The 17,786-nt window shown below is 58.9% G+C and carries 15 protein-coding genes, 1 tRNA gene and 2 rRNA genes (1 of these 18 cut by a window edge); 7 read left to right on the forward strand and 11 right to left on the reverse strand.

The features are described from left to right. Positions 1-19: 19 nt before the first annotated feature. The 8 genes from ccoS to ccoN all read right to left on the reverse strand — a co-directional run bounded on the left by ccoS (position 20) and on the right by ccoN (position 8,006). Positions 20-190 (reverse strand): cbb3-type cytochrome oxidase assembly protein CcoS, encoded by a 171-nt coding sequence (gene ccoS / locus ASD36_RS07350; RefSeq protein ID WP_060502966.1) that lies wholly within the window; start codon positions 188-190, stop codon positions 20-22. Beyond that, on the reverse strand, positions 187-2,454 hold the full coding sequence (locus tag ASD36_RS07355; RefSeq protein ID WP_060502967.1) for a cation-translocating P-type ATPase: 2,268 nt from the start codon (positions 2,452-2,454) through the stop codon (positions 187-189). Before ASD36_RS07355 ends, ccoS begins: the two co-directional genes overlap by 4 nt. Continuing rightward, positions 2,451-2,939 (reverse strand): FixH family protein, encoded by a 489-nt coding sequence (locus ASD36_RS07360; RefSeq protein ID WP_060502968.1) that lies wholly within the window; start codon positions 2,937-2,939, stop codon positions 2,451-2,453. Before ASD36_RS07360 ends, ASD36_RS07355 begins: the two co-directional genes overlap by 4 nt. Further along, positions 2,936-4,495: a cytochrome c oxidase accessory protein CcoG gene (ccoG, locus tag ASD36_RS07365; protein ID WP_060502969.1), complete on the reverse strand. Its 1,560-nt coding sequence runs from the start codon at positions 4,493-4,495 to the stop codon at positions 2,936-2,938. Before ccoG ends, ASD36_RS07360 begins: the two co-directional genes overlap by 4 nt. Before the next feature lie 116 nt (positions 4,496-4,611). Next, positions 4,612-5,487 carry a cytochrome-c oxidase, cbb3-type subunit III gene (gene ccoP, locus ASD36_RS07370; RefSeq protein WP_060502970.1) on the reverse strand — a complete coding sequence of 292 codons (876 nt, stop codon included), beginning with the start codon at positions 5,485-5,487 and terminating at the stop codon, positions 4,612-4,614. 1 nt (position 5,488) lies between these two features. Then, positions 5,489-5,638: a CcoQ/FixQ family Cbb3-type cytochrome c oxidase assembly chaperone gene (locus tag ASD36_RS07375; RefSeq protein WP_037103611.1), complete on the reverse strand. Its 150-nt coding sequence runs from the start codon at positions 5,636-5,638 to the stop codon at positions 5,489-5,491. 13 nt (positions 5,639-5,651) lie between these two features. Beyond that, on the reverse strand, positions 5,652-6,383 hold the full coding sequence (ccoO, locus tag ASD36_RS07380) for a cytochrome-c oxidase, cbb3-type subunit II (protein ID WP_060502971.1): 732 nt from the start codon (positions 6,381-6,383) through the stop codon (positions 5,652-5,654). A gap of 12 nt (positions 6,384-6,395) precedes the next feature. After that, the gene (ccoN, locus tag ASD36_RS07385) at positions 6,396-8,006 is read right to left on the reverse strand and encodes a cytochrome-c oxidase, cbb3-type subunit I (RefSeq protein WP_060502972.1); all 1,611 of its coding nucleotides are present in this window, start codon (positions 8,004-8,006) and stop codon (positions 6,396-6,398) included. A gap of 187 nt (positions 8,007-8,193) precedes the next feature. Here ccoN and hemN point away from each other — a divergent pair, with 187 nt between their 5' ends. The 7 genes from hemN (at position 8,194) to ASD36_RS07420 (ending at position 14,586) form a co-directional block, all read left to right on the forward strand. Next, positions 8,194-9,540, forward strand: coding sequence for an oxygen-independent coproporphyrinogen III oxidase (gene hemN, locus ASD36_RS07390; RefSeq protein ID WP_060502973.1), 1,347 nt, complete (start codon positions 8,194-8,196; stop codon positions 9,538-9,540). 298 nt (positions 9,541-9,838) lie between these two features. After that, positions 9,839-10,288: a helix-turn-helix transcriptional regulator gene (locus ASD36_RS07395; RefSeq protein WP_060502974.1), complete on the forward strand. Its 450-nt coding sequence runs from the start codon at positions 9,839-9,841 to the stop codon at positions 10,286-10,288. Between the two features lie 5 nt (positions 10,289-10,293). Beyond that, a complete protein-coding gene (locus tag ASD36_RS07400) occupies positions 10,294-12,096 on the forward strand; it encodes a hypothetical protein (protein WP_060502975.1) in 1,803 nt (600 codons plus the stop codon). Positions 12,097-12,121: 25 nt separating this feature from the next. After that, complete coding sequence (locus tag ASD36_RS07405) at positions 12,122-12,337, forward strand: hypothetical protein (RefSeq protein WP_060512010.1); 216 nt, start codon at positions 12,122-12,124, stop codon at positions 12,335-12,337. Continuing rightward, positions 12,337-13,530: a YcaO-like family protein gene (locus tag ASD36_RS07410; protein WP_060502977.1), complete on the forward strand. Its 1,194-nt coding sequence runs from the start codon at positions 12,337-12,339 to the stop codon at positions 13,528-13,530. The genes ASD36_RS07405 and ASD36_RS07410 overlap by 1 nt, the downstream gene beginning before the upstream one ends. A 116-nt stretch (positions 13,531-13,646) precedes the next feature. Next, positions 13,647-14,246 (forward strand): TfuA-like protein, encoded by a 600-nt coding sequence (locus tag ASD36_RS07415; protein ID WP_244481977.1) that lies wholly within the window; start codon positions 13,647-13,649, stop codon positions 14,244-14,246. A gap of 97 nt (positions 14,247-14,343) precedes the next feature. Next, positions 14,344-14,586 (forward strand): hypothetical protein, encoded by a 243-nt coding sequence (locus ASD36_RS07420; RefSeq protein WP_060502979.1) that lies wholly within the window; start codon positions 14,344-14,346, stop codon positions 14,584-14,586. A gap of 128 nt (positions 14,587-14,714) precedes the next feature. Here the strand turns inward: ASD36_RS07420 and ASD36_RS07425 are convergent. The 3 genes from ASD36_RS07425 to ASD36_RS07440 form a co-directional block, all read right to left on the reverse strand. After that, positions 14,715-14,791: transfer RNA gene (locus tag ASD36_RS07425), tRNA-Met, on the reverse strand. A 311-nt stretch (positions 14,792-15,102) separates the two neighbouring features. Continuing rightward, positions 15,103-15,217, reverse strand: a 5S ribosomal RNA gene (gene rrf, locus ASD36_RS07430). 239 nt (positions 15,218-15,456) lie between these two features. Next, a 23S ribosomal RNA gene (locus tag ASD36_RS07440) occupies positions 15,457-17,786 on the reverse strand; it runs 467 nt beyond the window's last position.

A 17,786-nucleotide genomic window follows, 5' to 3' on the forward strand; every position in this document is an offset into this window, starting at 1 on the left:
CCTGCCACCTTGACCTCGATCAAGTAGCCCCGTTGTCTTTCGGCTGTGTGCGCTCGTCATCAAGCAGTATCCGCTGTGCCGCGCCGTCCATGTCCTCGTACTGACCGCTCCTCAGCGACCAGATGAAAGCGCCGAGCCCGGCCAATCCGAGCGAGATGGCAACTGGCATGAGATAGATCAGCGATTTCATCGCAACTGGCCCTCCGGGTTGGCAGCTGGCGATAATGACGGCGCGTCGAAATGGCCCGCCCCGGCATTGAGACGCAGGGCGTTGCCGATCACCAGCAGCGAGGATGCAGACATGGCGATGGCGGCAACGAGCGGCGTCACGTAGCCAAAAACCGCGATAGGGATGGCAAAAGCGTTGTAGCCGATTGCCAGCGCCAGATTCTGCCGGATCAACCGGCCAGCCCCGCGCGACACATCCAGCGCCACGGTAACGGCGCTCAGCGAATCGCGCAGGAAAACGAAATCGGCGGCATTGCGGCCAACGTCCGCAGCCGTCGCCGGTGCCATGGAAACATGCGCTGCGGCAAGCGCCGGGGCGTCGTTGAGCCCGTCCCCGACCATCAGCGGTCGCCGGCCCTCCCGCGCCAGTGTCTGCAGGCGTTCGAGTTTGCCGGCGGGTAAAAGCCCGGCGCCATAGCGTTGGATCTTCAAGGTTTTCGCAACAGACTGCACCGCCGCCTGTGTGTCCCCCGAAAGAAGTTCGACAGCCATGCCGCTCTGATGCAGATGCTCGATGGTCGAAGCCGCATCCGGGCGAAGCTTGTCGCGGAAGGTGAAGCGGGCAATGACGATCCCGTCTTCCGAAAGCGCCGTCGTCGTGCCCGGCGCGCCCGGTTCGATCGTTCCCGCCCAGGGGCTGCGCCCAAGGCGATAGGTCTTGTCGGCTATCGCCGCCTCGATCCCGAGCCCCGGATGTTCGGTGACCCGGTCAGCCCGGACATCCGGATAATGAAGGCCGGGATGCGCTTTCCAGATGGCGCGTGAGGCGGGATGGCTTGAATATCCCGCCAGGGAGACAGCGACGGCAAGAGCTGTTTCGTCCCGCGCGTCGCTGCTGGCAAGACTCAACTGGCCCAACGTCAGGGTTCCCGTCTTGTCGAATACGGCAGTATCCGCCTCGGCAAGCCGTTCCATGGCCGACCCGTCCTTGACCATGATGCCGCGTTCGAACAACCGGCGCGCGGCAACGACCTGGACGATCGGAACAGCCAGTCCCAAGGCGCATGGGCAGGTGATGATCAGAACCGCAATCGCGATGGTGATGGCCTTGTGCCAATCACCCGAGACCAGCAGCCAGCCGATCCCTGTGAGAAATGCGGTCAGATGAACCGCCGGTGCATAATAGGTCGCGGCCCGGTCGGCGATGCGCCGGTAGAGCCCACGGCCAGCTTCGGCCGCTTCCATCAGCCGGATGACTTCGGCGAGAAACGATGCTTCAGCAGCGGCGGTGACTTCGATCGTCAGCGGGCCTGTCAGGTTGAGCGTACCGGCGCTGATGGTATCGCCGGCCTTTACCGGACGCGGGTCGCTTTCGCCCGTCACCAGCGAGCAATCGAGCTCGGAGAGACCCTGCCGGACGATGGCATCGACTGGAATGCGATCACCGGCGGCAATGAACACCTTCATTCCGGGCTCTATCCGCGCGAGCGGCATATATTCACGGCTACCATCCGGTCCAAGAACCACCGCGCCCGCAGGGGTCATCCGCACGAGACTGCTGACGGCCGAGCGGGCCTTCTCACGCATGACGTGATCAAGCACGCGACCGATCAAAAGGAAAAACAGAAGCGAGGCGACGGCATCGAAATAGGCATGCTGGCCGTGGTTGATCGTCTCGTAAAGGCTCATACCAAAGGCAAGCGAGATGCCGACCGCGATGGGCACGTCCATGTTGGTGCGGCCATGCCGGAGCGCCGATACCGCCGAGCGAAAGAAGATGCCGCCGCCGAACAGGAGCGCCGGCAGCGCAATCAGCGCCGAAATCCAGTGGAACAAATCGCGCGTTGCACCTTCGGCCCCCGACCAGACAGAGACGGACAAGAGCATGATGTTCGCCGTGGCAAAACCGCAGACAGCGACCGCCCGGATCAGCTCGGACCGGGTGCGATCACCTTCACCGTCCTGCTCGGAAAACAGATGTGCGGGATAACCGAGCCGGTACAACACCCCACAGAAATCCGGAACAGCTCCATCGCGCCAGCGGATCGAAACTCGCCGGGTGGAGAGGTTGACGCGGGCATGCTCGACGCCCTCGAGCTTGCTCAGCGCCCGCTCGATCTTGCCGATGCAGGCAGCGCAATGCACATCCGGCACGGACAGATTGGTCTGCCTCAAACCGTCGCCGAGCACGTGGCTGAGCAGGCGGATTTCATCCGCCGGCGGAATCGCCTGGCGCTCCGCCTCCAGCTCGAGCATCGATGCATTGCCGACGGCACAGCAGCTCATTGGCGTTTTCCATCCTTGATCAGAACACGTTCGCTATGGCGGTAGGGCACGGCCAGGCCGCCTTCGACCTCGACATTGACCACCCAGATGCCGGGAGATACCGCTGAGGAGGCGCTGAGCTGGCCATCTCCCGACGGAACCAGTACCGCCGACCAGTCCGCCGCCTCAAAGCTCGGATGCTGGAAGGTCGCTTTGCCACCGGTCATTTTCACCGGATTGCCAATACGGTCGGCCAGCGTGAAGGTGATCTTTCCAGCGGCGATGTCGAGCTTCGGCACCCAGCCGAGATCGTTCTGGGCTCGTACCGCGATCATCTTTTCGTTGAACTGCTGGCTGGCGACATAGGAATTCTCGACCACCAGTCCGGTCCAGCTGGTCACGGCAAACCGCGCCATGACAAAGTTGACGGCGATAATGACCCCGAAGAAGGCAAGCATGATCAGCAGCATATGCCGGCCGGTAAATTCACGGGATTGAAGTTTCATTTCGAGCCTCCCGGTGCCTGGAATGTTGCCGTGTAGGTTTTTGTCTCGGGGCCTTCTGTATCCTCGATGACGAACCGGAAGGTCTGCACCTGCTTGTCAGCAACGTGGCGCGGCTGGGTGACAAAAACCTTCAGGCTGCGCAGACGGTCCGGCTCGACCGGTACAAGGAATGTTCCGTCACCCTGAGCCTCGTTACCGGCGATCGCGACGGAGCTTTGCGGCAAGCCCTCGATCCGCACGGCCATCACACGCGGCTTGGCGATCATGTTGAGGATTTTCAGTGTGTAACCATTGCGCACCGATCCATCCGACAACATGACGAATTGCGGATTACGATCATGCAGGACGTTGACGTCGAGCCGGTCGCGGGTGACCAGCGCATAAACGAGGCCGATGCCGACCAGCGACCAGAGTGCGGCGTAGAGCAACGTTCTTGGCCGCAGGAACGAGGCGAGACTGATATGGCGCAGCGTCGCCGCGAGCTTGCCGTCAGGTGTGCGGACGCGCGCCGGGTCGATCGGCTGGGTGCCTCCGGCCGTCGCCAGCGCCATGTTGGCATTGTAGTCGTTGAGTGTCGTATAGGAGATCAACCCGCGCTCCCGGCCGAGCTTGTCCATCACGCCGTCACAGGCGTCGATGCACAGCGCGCAGGTGATGCACTCCAGCTGCTGGCCGTCGCGGATATCGATCCCCATCGGACAGACGGCGACACAGGCGTTGCAATCGACGCAATCGCCGACCACCGCACCCTGCGCTGCCGATTTCTTGGCGTGGCGCGAACGCGGCTCGCCGCGCCAGTCGTTGTAGGTCACCGTCAGCGACGCCTCGTCGAGCATCGCCGCCTGGATGCGCGGCCACGGGCACATATAGGTGCAGACCTGCTCGCGCATCAGCCCACCGAAGATGTAGGTCGTTGCCGTCAGGCACGCGATGGTGCTGTAGGCGACGATTTCAGCCTGGCCGGTGAAGACATCGACAAGCAGTGTCGGTGCATCGGCAAAATAGAAGATCCAGGCCCCGCCGGTGGCCACCGCGATCAGCAGCCAGATGACGTGTTTGGTGGTCCGCAACACCAGCTTGCGCGGCGAATAGGATTCCTTGTCGAGCTTGATGCGCGCATTGCGATCACCCTCGATCGCCCGCTCGACGACCAGAAAGAGGTCAACCCAGACTGTCTGCGGGCACGTATAGCCGCACCAGGCGCGCCCGACCGTCGAGGTCAAAAGGAACAGGCCGAGACCGGCCATGACCAGCAGACCGGCAACGTAGAAAAACTCCTGCGGCCAGATTTCGATGAAGAAGAAATAGAAACGCCGGTTGGCGATATCGATCAGCACGGCCTGATCCGGTGCATAACCGCCACGGTCCCAGCGCAGCCAGGGCACCAGATAGTAGATGCCGAGCGTGATCGCCATAATGAGCCATTTGAAACGGCGAAATCCTCCCGAGGCGCGCTTCGGGAAGATCTTTTTACGCGGCGCATAAAGCACCTGCCGCTGCTTCTGCGAATTGACCGCCTCGGCGTCCAGTCTTTCGATGTCCATTTTTTCCAGCATTCCAGCCCTCAAGGGCATGACGCCGGCAAGGCCGGCCACTCGTCTTTGAACCGGAGAGTGGCACGTGATGGCGCCAATCTCCTTGATCGAGGTCAAGCGACCGTAACGCGAGAAATCTATTTGCCGCCGCCGAGCGAATAGACATATGCCGCAAGTTCCTTGACCGTGACATCACCAAGGCGTCCGCCCCAGGCCGGCATGACGCCGTGTTTCGGCGCACGGATTTGCGCGGCGATCGCCTCCTCACCATCCACCAGCAACGACAGGCTGTCGGCAAGATTGGGCGCGCCCATCTCCTGATTACCCTCGCCACGGTCGCCGTGGCAGCTCGCGCAGTTCTGGGCGAATATCTGCGCGCCGGGCGCCGTTTCCTCCGGAAAGCCGGTGCCGTTCGACAGATCGGCAACGAACGTGGCGACGGACGCGATCTCCTCGGGTTTCAGAATGTCGCCGAAGGCGGGCATTTCGCTGACATGCGTGTCGGCGTCTTCCGGCGCACGAACACCATGGGCGATCGTCGTCAGAATCTGCTCCGGCGTTCCACCCCAGAGCCAATCATCATCATTGAGGTTCGGGAACCCTTTCGAACCCTGCGCGCCCGATCCATGGCACTGGATGCAGTTGACTTTGAAGGCGGCGCTGCCGGCGGCCGTTGCAACCGTTCGCAGCGTCTCGTCGGCAAGAATCTGTTGCATATCGGCGGCCTTAATGGCCGCGACATAGCCTGAGCGAGCCGCTTCGGCAGCGGCCAGTTCGGAGCGTACATCGGCACGGCTCGAATAGCCAAGCACGCCAGTGGTGGCGGACGTCAGCAACGGCCAGGCAGGATAGAAGACCGTGTAGACCAGGGCCCAGACGATACAGGCATAGAAGGACACGACCCACCAACGCGGCAGCGGATTGTTGAGCTCCTTGATGCCATCCCATTCGTGCCCGGTCGTCGATACGCCCGACAACTCGTCCAGATGAGGATCTTTATGAGGATCGTGCATGTCAGTCATCCTTGAGCGGGATTTGTGCGGCTTCATCGGCAGATTTCCGGCTACCGGGGCGGAACGCGAAGATCAGCGTGCCGACGAAGAACAGCGTCATCGCCAGAAGGCCCCAGCTGTCGGCGAAGGTCCGTAGTTGTTGGTATTCCATCTGGTTTTCCTCCTCAGCGGTCACTGCCTGCTTCGTCGTAGCTCTTGAAGTCCACCAACGTGCCGAGCATCTGCAGGTAGGCGACGAGCGCATCCATTTCCGTGATCGCCTGCGGATTGCCGTCGAAATCGCCGATGCGGGCTTTCGGATAACGGCTCTCGATGCCTGATGTATCGACCGTCGGGTCGGCCTGGGCGCGCAGATCGGCATCAGCATTGTCGATCATGTCCTGACTGTAGGGCACGCCGACAGCGGCATTGGCCTTCAGATGCGTGGCGAAGTCCTTGACCGGCAGCGGCTTGCTTTTCAGGAAGGCGTAGCTCGGCATCATCGATTCCGGCACGACGTCGCGCGGCTCCGTCAGATGTTGAACATGCCATTCATTCGAGTAGCGGTTGCCGACGCGGGCAAGGTCCGGCCCGGTGCGCTTGGACCCCCACTGGAACGGATGGTCGTACATCGATTCCGCGGCCAGGCTGTAATGGCCATAACGCTCGACTTCGTCGCGGAAGGGCCGGATCATCTGGCTATGGCAGGCGTAACAACCCTCGCGGATGTAGATATTGCGGCCGGCAAGCTCCAGCGGCGAGTATGGCCGCATGCCCTCTACCTTCTCGATGGTATTTTCGAGATAGAACAGTGGTGCGATCTCGACGATGCCACCGACGGTGACGACCAGAAACGAACCGATGAGCAGAAGCGTCGCATTGCGCTCGAGGATCGCGTGTTTGTCCAGGATACCCATGGTCTTCTTTCCTTATTCGGCCGCTTGGGGCGCTGGCACGGCGCCGCCGATTTCCTGTTCGTCGCGCTGGTACCCGAGGATGGTCATCGTGACGTTCCACGCCATGATCAGCCCGCCGATGAGATAAAGAGCTCCGCCCAGCGCACGCACGACGTAGTAGAGGTGCATCGCCTCGACGGTTTCGGCGAAGGAGTAGACCAGGAAACCCTGCTGGTCGTATTCGCGCCACATCAGACCCTGCTGGATGCCCGAGACCCACATGACCGCGGCGTAGACGACGAGGCCGAGCGTGGCGAACCAGAAGTGCCAGGTGACCATGCGCACCGAATAAAGCCGCTCGCGGTTCCACAGTTTTGGCACGAGGAAGTAGACCGCGCCGAAAGTGATCATGCCGACCCAGCCAAGCGCTCCGGAATGGACGTGACCGATGGTCCAGTCGGTATAGTGGCTGAGCGAATTGACCGCCTTGATCGACATCATCGGGCCTTCGAAGGTCGACATGCCGTAGAAGGCGATGGCCGCAACCATCATCCGGATGATCGGATCGGTACGGATCTTGTCCCAGGCGCCCGAGAGCGTCATCAGGCCGTTGATCATGCCACCCCACGAAGGCATCCACAGCATGATGGAAAAGACCATGCCGAGCGTCTGCGCCCAATCCGGCAGAGCGGTGTAATGCAGGTGGTGCGGACCGGCCCAGATGTAGAGGAAGATCAGCGCCCAGAAATGGATGATCGACAGGCGGTAGGAGTAGACCGGCCGGTTGGCCTGCTTCGGCACGAAATAATACATCATCCCAAGGAAGCCTGCGGTCAGGAAGAAGCCGACGGCGTTGTGGCCATACCACCACTGGGTCAGCGCGTCCTGAACACCGGCAAAAGCCGAATAGCTCTTCGAGCCGGTGATCGAGACCGGAACCGCCAGGTTGTTGACGATGTGCAGCATCGCCACCGTGACGATGAACGACAGGTAGAACCAGTTGGCGACGTAGATATGCGGTTCCTTGCGGCGCAGGATCGTGCCGAGGAAGACGATGAGGTAACAGACCCAGACGATCGTCAGCCAGAGATCGACATACCATTCCGGCTCCGCATATTCGCGGCCCTGAGTGATGCCGAGAAGATAGCCCGTCGCCGCCATGACGATGAACAACTGATAGCCCCAGAAGACGAACCAGGCGAGATCACCACCGAACAGCCGGGCGCGGCTGGTGCGCTGGACGACATAGAACGACGTTGCGATCAGCGCGTTGCCCCCAAAGGCAAAGACCACGGCCGATGTGTGCAACGGCCGGACCCGCCCGAAGGACAGGAACGGCTCGACGTTGAGATCGGGATAGGCGAGCTGCAATGCGATGACGACGCCGACCAGAAGGCCGACGACGCACCAGAATACGGTCGCGATGACGCCGTAGCGGATCGGGCCGTCCATATAGGCTGACATGTCCACCGCCGGCTGTCGCACAAACGATGTCTGGCGCATCAGCATGACAACCGCGCCGATCAGCACGATCACCAGAATTCCCATGTGGCTTGCGAACAGCTCGTCCTTGGCAAGGCCGGCAGCAAGCAGCGCGAAAAACGCCGCTATGCCGGTGCCGATGATCGCCGATCCGTATTTCATCTCGTCGTCCCCGCATCAATCAGATGTCGAACCGCGCGCAGCGGTCCCCTGCCCCCTTCTCGGGGCAAGCGAAGAGACGCGCCTTGATCCAGATCAAAGCGACGAGCGGAGAATATGGACAGGTTGCCCGCGAAGGCCGGTCCTTTTGGGTCTTGGCCGCTGAATGATGCTCAGATCGGAGCCACCAATGTTGCCAGCAGCAGCAATGCTCGACGCCAAGGTACCCCGCTACACCAGCTACCCAACCGCGCCGAATTTTCATTCCGGTCTCGGGGCTGAGACTGCAAGACAATGGTTATCCACGTTGCCCGCGGAAAAGCCCGTGTCGCTCTACCTGCATATCCCGTTCTGCGACCGGCTGTGCTGGTTCTGCGCCTGCCATACCAAGCAGACGCTGCGCTATGAGCCGGTGAGCGCTTATCTGCAGGTTTTGCACGCGGAAATCGATACCGTTAGCCGGCTTCTCGACGGACGTGCTCCGGCCGGCGCTATCCATCTGGGCGGCGGTTCGCCGACGATGCTGCGCCCAGACGATCTGATCACGCTCGGCAAGCGTCTCCGCAGCTCTTTTCACGTCCTGCCGGATGCGGAAATCAGTATCGAGATTGATCCGAACGACATGAATGAGGAAAGGCTGGACGCACTCGCGGAATTCGGCATGACCCGGGCGAGCCTCGGCATCCAGGATTTCGATCCGCGCGTCCAAAAAGCCATCAACCGGCTGCAGAGCCTCGAGCAGACGGCCTATGTCGTTGATGGCGTTCGGGCCCGCGGGATCAATTCCGTCAACCTCGACCTGCTCTATGGCCTGCCCCACCAGACCGTCGAAAGCGCTGCGTCGACACTGCACCAGGCACTGCAACTGGCACCTGACCGCATGGCGCTGTTCGGGTATGCCCATGTGCCGTGGATGAAGAAACACCAGACCCAGATCAAGGATGAATGGCTACCGGACGGGCAGGCACGTTACGCGCAGTCAGAAGCCGTGCGGAGGCTGGCGCTTGACGCCGGGTACCAGGAAATCGGCATCGATCACTTCGCCCTCCCAGGCGACGCCCTGACGCAAGCCTCTCAACAGGGCCGGCTCCGGCGCAATTTCCAAGGCTATTCCGCTGACCAATGCAGCACCATCATCGGGCTCGGCCCATCGGCTATCAGCCAGTTCGAGCAAGGCTATTTGCAGAACTCGCCAGCGACCGGCGACTACACCCGCCGCATTGAAGACGAGGGGATCGCCACGATGCGCGGTGTTGCTTTATCGGACGACGATCGCGTCCGCCGGTGGGTAATCGAAAAACTGATGTGCGATTTCCGCTTTTCGAGCCACGAAGCCCTGCGCCGTTTCGGCACTTCCGCCGGCGCAGTCGTGATGCAGGCGAAACGCCTGGCGGCAATGGAAAGCGATGGTCTGTGCGAATGGCGCAATGACGGGTTTGAGGTCACAGCCAAAGGCCGCCCGTTCGTCCGTCTCATCGCCGCTCGTTTCGATACTTATTTTACGGCGGCCACAACAAAACACTCAGCAGCCATCTGAAACGGGCAACGAGACCATAGAGGATCGAACCCCGGTGTGTGGCTGAGCCGTCTTGGTGCGCTCAACCGCACATCACTCTGATTTCACGGACACAGGCCTGTTCTCCAAAACACGTGCAGCCCAAAACTGCCTGACGCCTTTCATGTTCAATGGCCCGCGGGGCGGCCTGTAATGCAATGGCTACCGCATTTCTGGAATTCCCTCTCTCAGAGCGACCGCGTAAATATTGCATTTCTAATGAAAATTGGCATGCTGAGAACTGCCACCGCATATCGGAATCGTGGCAATTACGGGAGTAATGGACGTGTCAAAGAGCGAACCTCATCAAATTGATATTCATGTCGGCAATCGTCTGAGGTCGCGACGGCTGGTTTTAGGATTAAGCCAGGAGAAACTGGGCGAGCGCCTGGGCATCACCTTCCAGCAAATTCAAAAATATGAAAAGGGCACCAACCGCGTCAGTGCGAGCAAACTGCAAGCTGCGGCGTTGGTGCTCAACGTTCCCATTGGCTACTTCTTCGAGGACCATGAACCCGTGGTCCCGGATGGATTGGCAAGGGAAGTCGACGAGATCGGCACATTCCTGCTCTCGAGGGATGGCGTGATGCTCAACCGAGCCTTCACCTCCATCAAGAACAAGCAGGTTCGCCTGTCCATCATCACTTTGACGAAGGCGCTCGCAAACGCTGATGACACCGTTACGCAGGCGGCGGACACAGAACGCGTTGCTTCTCCTGATCCACGGTGAAACCCATGTTCCTGCAGACATTCGGTAGGTTGTGCCTGCTTGATGCCGCGGGACAGGAGTGCCGGTATCCTCGCAAGGGTTTGTTCCTTGTCGCGTATCTTGCCACCGGCGCCAGCGCTGAAATCGGCCGAGACGAAGCGGCTGACCTCCTGTGGGGCAACGAGGATCGCGCGCTTGCATTTACAAACCTGAGAAAGCTGATTTCGCGTCTGCGGGCAGCACACGGGCCGGTCCTGACCATATCGCCCACACATCTTCGCCTCGACCGCCAGCAACTCAGCTGCGACGCGGATGCGACAAAGACAGCAAAGACGCCCTTGTCCTCTCTTGTCGAACTGATGAGCCGGACGTTTCTTGCCGAATTCGACGATACCGACGGCCTGGCCGGCCGATGGCTGAAATCGCAGCGCCGCACCTATTTGGAATTGATGCGCGAACGGTTGCTGAAGAAATCGTCGGAGCTTTCTCCGGTTGCGGAATCTTCAGCGGCCAGACAGGCGGCATTCCTGATTCTGGAGCATTGGCCGGACGATCAGGCGGTGCGCAGAACGCTCTCGGCCGAACCGCAGCTGCAACCGGTGGAGCGCACGGCCGAGCCCAGAGGGGTTTTCGCGACAGTCGAGCACGGCCACCCTTCGGATAGTGAATGGACATTCGGCGTATCGAAATTGCCGCGCGTGGCACTTCTCCCGCCGATCGGAGTATCTTCTGCAGCCCTTGATCTTTCACGAGCGAGTGCCTTGATCGACGACGTCGCGATCGGGCTGTGTTCGCTGCGCAGTCTTTCGATCATCGCGCCTTACACAGCCGAACGTATTCGTGCCAGCGAAGACAAGGTTCTCCTGCTCAACAAGCACGACATCTCCTATGTGGTCGATACAAAGCTGACCGATGACGGGCTCTTCGTTCAAATCATTTTCGTTCCATCGGACCACGTGATCTATGCCGAACGTTTTGAGATAACCGGCGGGCTTTTGTCTTCACATCGGAAGGTGTTGGCAGGCGTTGTGAAAGACCGCATCCTTGTCGAGTTGAAGCGCAACGAGAATGCGCTCAGCGACTACGCGTTTCATCCGGATGCCTACCAGCGGTATCTTCTTGGCGTTCAACAGATGAGCCGGCTGACATTGCCCTCGGTTCGAAGCGCCAGGAAGACATTCAGGGAAGCGCTCAATCACAATGGTGATTTCTCCCACGCCTTCAGCGGCCTTGCCAAGACATACTCCATCGAATGGGTTTTGACGGCCAGGGGCGATCCCGAACTGCTCCGCAAGGCGGAGGCGAACGCGCGATCGGCAATCGAAAGCAATCCGGATATTGCCTACGGGTACAAAGAACTTGGCATGGCAAAACTCTATCTCGGCGCCCTTGACGAGAGCCTCGACGCGCTGGCCCGCGCAGAGGAACTGAGCCCTCATTACGCCGACGCGATCTATAGCTTCGCCGACGCGCTCATCCATGCCTCCCGCCCCATGGAAGGGCTCGCAAAAATCGAGCGTGCCATCTCGCTCAATCCGCTGGGACCGGACGAATATTTCTGGTGTGCTGCGGGCGCAAGCTACTTCGTCGGCGCCTTCGACAAAGCCGTTTCCCGAATACACAGCATGTCCAACCAGGCCTCGGCACACAGACTGCTGGCGGCAAGCTGGGCTATGCTTGGCGACACCAAGCGCGCGCATCACTACCGCCGGAAAGATCGCGAGGCCAACCCGCAATTTGATCTGCAAAAATGGCTCGCTATCGTCCCGATCAGGGAGACCTGGCAGAAAGACATGTATCGCGAGGGCCTAACGAAAGCCGGCTACTGAAACGTCAACAGAGAGGGAGAATGAAATGTCCAAAGTCGTGGTGATCGGGTTTCCCGGTGATAAAAAACTCTACCTGGCCGACATTGACGCAGGAACAGTCACCGAGCTTACCAAAGCCTCGGGATCACTTGCCTCGGCAAGCCAATTGCGCGCTTCAGGCGGCACTGTGATAAAAGACGTCGACTTCGCGGTTGCTGTTTCTTCTGCTGCATCCGTATCAGCAGGGCTTTTCGACGCTTGATGTTCGATGAAACGGGATGGAGCGACAGGGCGTTTAGCCCGGCCGAGACATACGCACGCGTGTCCTCCCTCCTTCCCGGTTTCGGCATAACCCGTGTTGCCCGCCATACCGGCCTCGATCGCATCGGCGTTCCGGTCTGGTGTGCCTATACGCCCAACGCAAAATCCATCGTCGTCGCGCAGGGAAAGGGCCTGACGGACGAAGAGGCGAGGACGTCAGCTGTCATGGAAGCCCTCGAACGATGCGTGGCGGCAAGTCCACACGCCGATATCGTTCACACCACGGCACGTGTACTCAGGCGTGCCGGGAAACGGTTCGACATGCTGCCCTGCCTGATAGCAGCAGGCCGGTCACCGCCACGGGATGACGAACCGATCTCCTTTGTTGTCGGGACTGACCTGGTTTCCGGGGACGACATCCATGTACCGCTCGATGCCGTCACCCTTGACCGCACGCTGATCGATTGCAGATATTGGCAATCGTCCGACGGGCTGGCGTCGGGGAACACCCTGAATGAGGCTGTTTTTCACGGATTGAACGAACGTATAGAGCGGGATGCCTACGTTCTGTGGCAAGTGTCGAGTGCCGGTGCGCGCCAATCGTCCTGCGTTGATCCGGGATCCATTGAGCGTCCGGAGCTTTCATCGCTGGTTGCCAGCATCGAAGCGGCCGGCTGTGTGCTGCGGTTATTCGATATGACCAGCGATATCGGCGTTCCTTCTTTTAACGCCCTGATCGCGCCGATTGACGTTCTTTCCGCCCGCAACCCACGTTTTGTCACGGTGAACTACGGGGCAGGAACTCATCCCTCAGCGGCCAGAGCCATGATCCGCGCGGTCACGGAAGCGGTGCAGTCGCGCATGACATTCATCAGCGGCAGCCGGGACGATATCTATCCACCGGTCTACAACAGGCCGCTCCCGGGAGAAACCCAAACCCTGTTGAAGGTGAATTCAGCGGTTCCCCTCAAACCCTACCGGCGCAACGACGGATGGCCGTCAGCCGCCAATAGCGGCACAATCCTTGACACTCTGAAACAAATGGAACTTGGGCCGGTCATTGCTGTGCCGCTCAGCGAACCGGCGTTGCCGTTTGCGGTGGCAAAGGTCCTCGCCCCAAAACTGGAAAATCCCGAAGGCCGCCGCGCCCAAAGGTTTGGCCAGCGCGCCCTCGCAAAAGGGTCCTTCGGATGAAACTTCTCTATGTTGGCCCGACATTGCCGGACGCCAGGGATTATACCACCGATATCATTGTCCGGGGACCAGCAGTGCAGGGTGACCTCTTTCGCGCGGTCGAAGAGGGAGCAGCCGTGATCGGCATTGTTGACGGCGGTTTCGAATATACCGCACCGATCTGGCACAAGGAAATACTCTATGCTCTCAGGTCCGGAACACAGGTGCTCGGAGCAGCGAGCATGGGTGCGCTGCGCGCCGCGGAATGCCATCCATTTGGAATGATCGGTGTCGGCACTATTTTCAGGGAATACCTTGATGGCACCCGTATCGATGATGCGGACGTGGCGCAAATTCATGGACCTGCGGAGCTTGGCTGGCTACCGCTCAGCGAACCATTGGTCAATGTCACCGCCACGCTCGAGGTCCTGCTTGAAAGGCGGTCCATCTCTCCAACGGAAGCCACTCATCTGGACGCTGTTGCCCGCGCTATTTTTTTCAAGGACCGGACATGGCGATCAATTCTTGATCGGGCCGCGGCCCTTGAGGATCAGAGAAAGACGTCCATCGCGATGGCTTTGCAAGCGTGTAAAGTCAATCGAAAGCGCGCGGATGCCATCGAACTTCTCGCCGTGATGTCACAGTTGGACGGGGGACGATCAGCAGCCAAACCGGACTGGGAGTTCCAGCGCACAACCCTTTGGAACGAAATGCGGAACCATCATTCCGTGGCGTAAAATCCCGGCCATCCATCTTTGAGTGTGTCACGCCCGTGTCACGCGAAACTTGTCCCGGTTGCGATTAGTATGCCCGCGAATCATTGCGGAGCCGATTATGCCAGCAGCATACGCCACCATTGCTTTGAACACTCTCGACGCAGACAGCGAGATCGAAGAGTTTCACGCCTTGACCCGCCTGATCGTCTTCGCGAAAGAAAATGCCGCTCAGCTTGACGCGCATCAGACGGTTTATTGCCTGGATTTGGCGCTTGAGCAGATTGCGACGGAACTGCGTCATCGTGCGGACAGTTCGGCGGACATTGTCTTCTATCTCAAGGACGGAATTAGCCGACAATAGAATTTCGTGTCTCATGGCCGCCGCTTGCTGCGCGTTGGCTTGTGGCGTTATCATTGCCGCTTGTGTTTTGTGGCCATTAACGCACAAAAGCCCGTGTCATTTCTGATCACGGGCTTTTGTTTTTTGTTTGGTTGCGGGGGCAGGATTTGAACCTGCGGCCTTCAGGTTATGAGCCTGACGAGCTACCGGGCTGCTCCACCCCGCGTTATCAGCGTCTTCGGCGAAGCCGAAGATCGCGACGAGGAAACCGCCTTTGCGGTTTTCGTCGACAGCGCAAACCGAAGGTTTGTCGCTTACGGATTGGGCCGTATGCCCGTTCCGGTATTCATTCTGAGCAAATTGCCAGAGGCAATTTGTCTCCTGTGAGGGAGGTAGAAACTGTTTCCGCCGCCCCTGGAATTCAGGTTCCCCGGCATTTTACCGAAGCAAAAAGGCCGCTTGAGGGCGGCCTGTTGTTCGGCTGGGCCGGAGGTAGAAGAGAAGATAGTGTGTTTGGTATTTTCTTGCCATTAATAGACCTGGCAGCGACCTACTCTCCCGCGTCTTAAGACGGAGTACCATTGGCGCAGGGGCGTTTCACGGCCGTGTTCGGAATGGGAACGGGTGCAGCCACCCCGCAATAACCACCAGGTCAACTAAGGGCAAGAATGTCACCGGCGACGGTGACAAACCAAATGAGAAGCTGGCGAGGGAGACCCTCTTTCTTATATTTTGAACACGTCTTGTTGCCTGGCTTTCGGTCGAAGACCGCAAGCGCAGAGCGCGTCGCCAATCGTTTGGCGCGCCGTCTGCAGCGCAGCCGCCTGAGCGGCGACAGCATGAAGACAAAACAGATGGCTCTGTTCATTTCAATGAACATGAGCAATGAGAACAATCAAGCCAATCGAACGATTAGTACCGGTAAGCTTCATGCATTGCTGCACTTCCACACCCGGCCTATCAACGTGGTAGTCTTCCACGGTTCTCAAGGGAATACTCGTTTTCAGGTTGGTTTCCCGCTTAGATGCCTTCAGCGGTTATCCATTCCATATATAGCTACCCTGCTATGCGGCTGGCGCCACAACAGGTCCACCAGAGATATGTCCATCCCGGTCCTCTCGTACTAGGGACAGATCCTGTCAATATTCCTACACCCACGGCAGATAGGGACCGAACTGTCTCACGACGTTCTGAACCCAGCTCACGTACCGCTTTAATTGGCGAACAGCCAAACCCTTGGGACCTGCTCCAGCCCCAGGATGCGATGAGCCGACATCGAGGTGCCAAACAACCCCGTCGATATGGACTCTTGGGGGTCATCAGCCTGTTATCCCCGGCGTACCTTTTATCCGTTGAGCGATGGCCCTTCCACACGGGACCACCGGATCACTATGACCGACTTTCGTCTCTGCTCGACTTGTCAGTCTCGCAGTCAGGCGGGCTTATGCCATTGCACTCGACGAACGATTTCCGACCGTTCTGAGCCCACCATCGCGCGCCTCCGTTACTCTTTCGGAGGCGACCGCCCCAGTCAAACTACCCACCATACACTGTCCCGGATCCGGATAACGGACCGCGGTTAGACATCCATGACGATAAGGGTGGTATTTCAAGGATGGCTCCACAAGAACTGGCGTCCCTGCTTCAAAGCCTACCACCTATCCTACACATGCCGACACGAATGCCAGTGTAAAGCTATAGTAAAGGTGCACGGGGTCTTTCCGTCTGACCGCAGGAACCCCGCATCTTCACGGGGAATTCAATTTCACTGAGTCTATGCTGGAGACAGCGGGGAAGTCGTTACGCCATTCGTGCAGGTCGGAACTTACCCGACAAGGAATTTCGCTACCTTAGGACCGTTATAGTTACGGCCGCCGTTTACTGGGGCTTCAGTTCAAAGCTTGCACCTCTCCCTTTAACCTTCCAGCACCGGGCAGGCGTCAGGCCCTATACGTCGTTTTGCAACTTCGCAGAGCCCTGTGTTTTTGATAAACAGTCGCTACCCCCTGGTCTGTGCCACCCCTCCATACTTGCGTACGAAGAGGTCACGCTTCTTCCGAAGTTACGCGTGCAATTTGCCGAGTTCCTTCAGCATAGTTCTCTCAAGCGCCTTGGTATACTCTACCTGACCACCTGTGTCGGTTTCGGGTACGGTCTATACGGTGGAGCTATTTCCTGGAACCGCTTCCCCGCCCAGACAATCCAATAAGTCTGAACAAGTTACGCAATCCGTCACTACCACCAGGCCCACGAATATTAACGTGGTTCCCATCGACTACGCATTTCTGCCTCATCTTAGGGGCCGGCTAACCCTGCTCAGATTAACTTTAAGCAGGAACCCTTGGTCTTTCGGCGAGGGAGTCTCTCACTCCCTTTATCGTTACTCATGTCAACATTCGCACTTCCGATACCTCCAGGACCCCTCACAGGTATCCCTTCACAGGCTTACGGAACGCTCCGCTACCACACGCATTACTGCGTATCCTCAGCTTCGGTGCATGGCTTTAGCCCCGTTACATTTTCGGCGCAAAGACCCTTATTTAGACCAGTGAGCTGTTACGCTTTCTTTAAATGATGGCTGCTTCTAAGCCAACATCCTGGTTGTTTTGGGATCCTCACATCCTTTCCCACTTAGCCATGACTTGGGGACCTTAGCTGGAGGTCAGGGTTGTTGCCCTTTTCACGACGGACGTTAGCACCCGCCGTGTGTCTGCCGACTAGTACTCCTCGGTATTCGGAGTTTGGTTAGGATCAGTAAGACGGTGAGTCCCCATAGCCCATCCAGTGCTCTACCCCCGAGGGTATTCGGTCGACGCACTACCTAAATAGTTTTCGCGGAGAACCAGCTATTTCCGAGTTTGATTGGCCTTTCACCCCTAGCCACAAGTCATCCCAATCTATTGCAACAGATGCGGGTTCGGTCCTCCAGTTGGTGTTACCCAACCTTCAACCTGCTCATGGCTAGATCACTCGGTTTCGGGTCTAATGCGACGAACTGAACGCCCTGTTCAGACTCGCTTTCGCTGCGCCTTCACCTATCGGCTTAAGCTTGCTCGTCACACTAAGTCGTTGACCCATTATACAAAAGGTACGCCGTCACCCTTGCGGGCTCCGACTGTTTGTAGGCAACCGGTTTCAGGTTCTATTTCACTCCCCTTGTCGGGGTGCTTTTCACCTTTCCCTCACGGTACTTGTTCGCTATCGGTCATGCACGAGTACTT

The sequence above is a fragment of the Rhizobium sp. Root1334 genome (genome assembly GCF_001426665.1).
Classification (GTDB): Bacteria; Pseudomonadota; Alphaproteobacteria; order Rhizobiales; family Rhizobiaceae; genus Pararhizobium.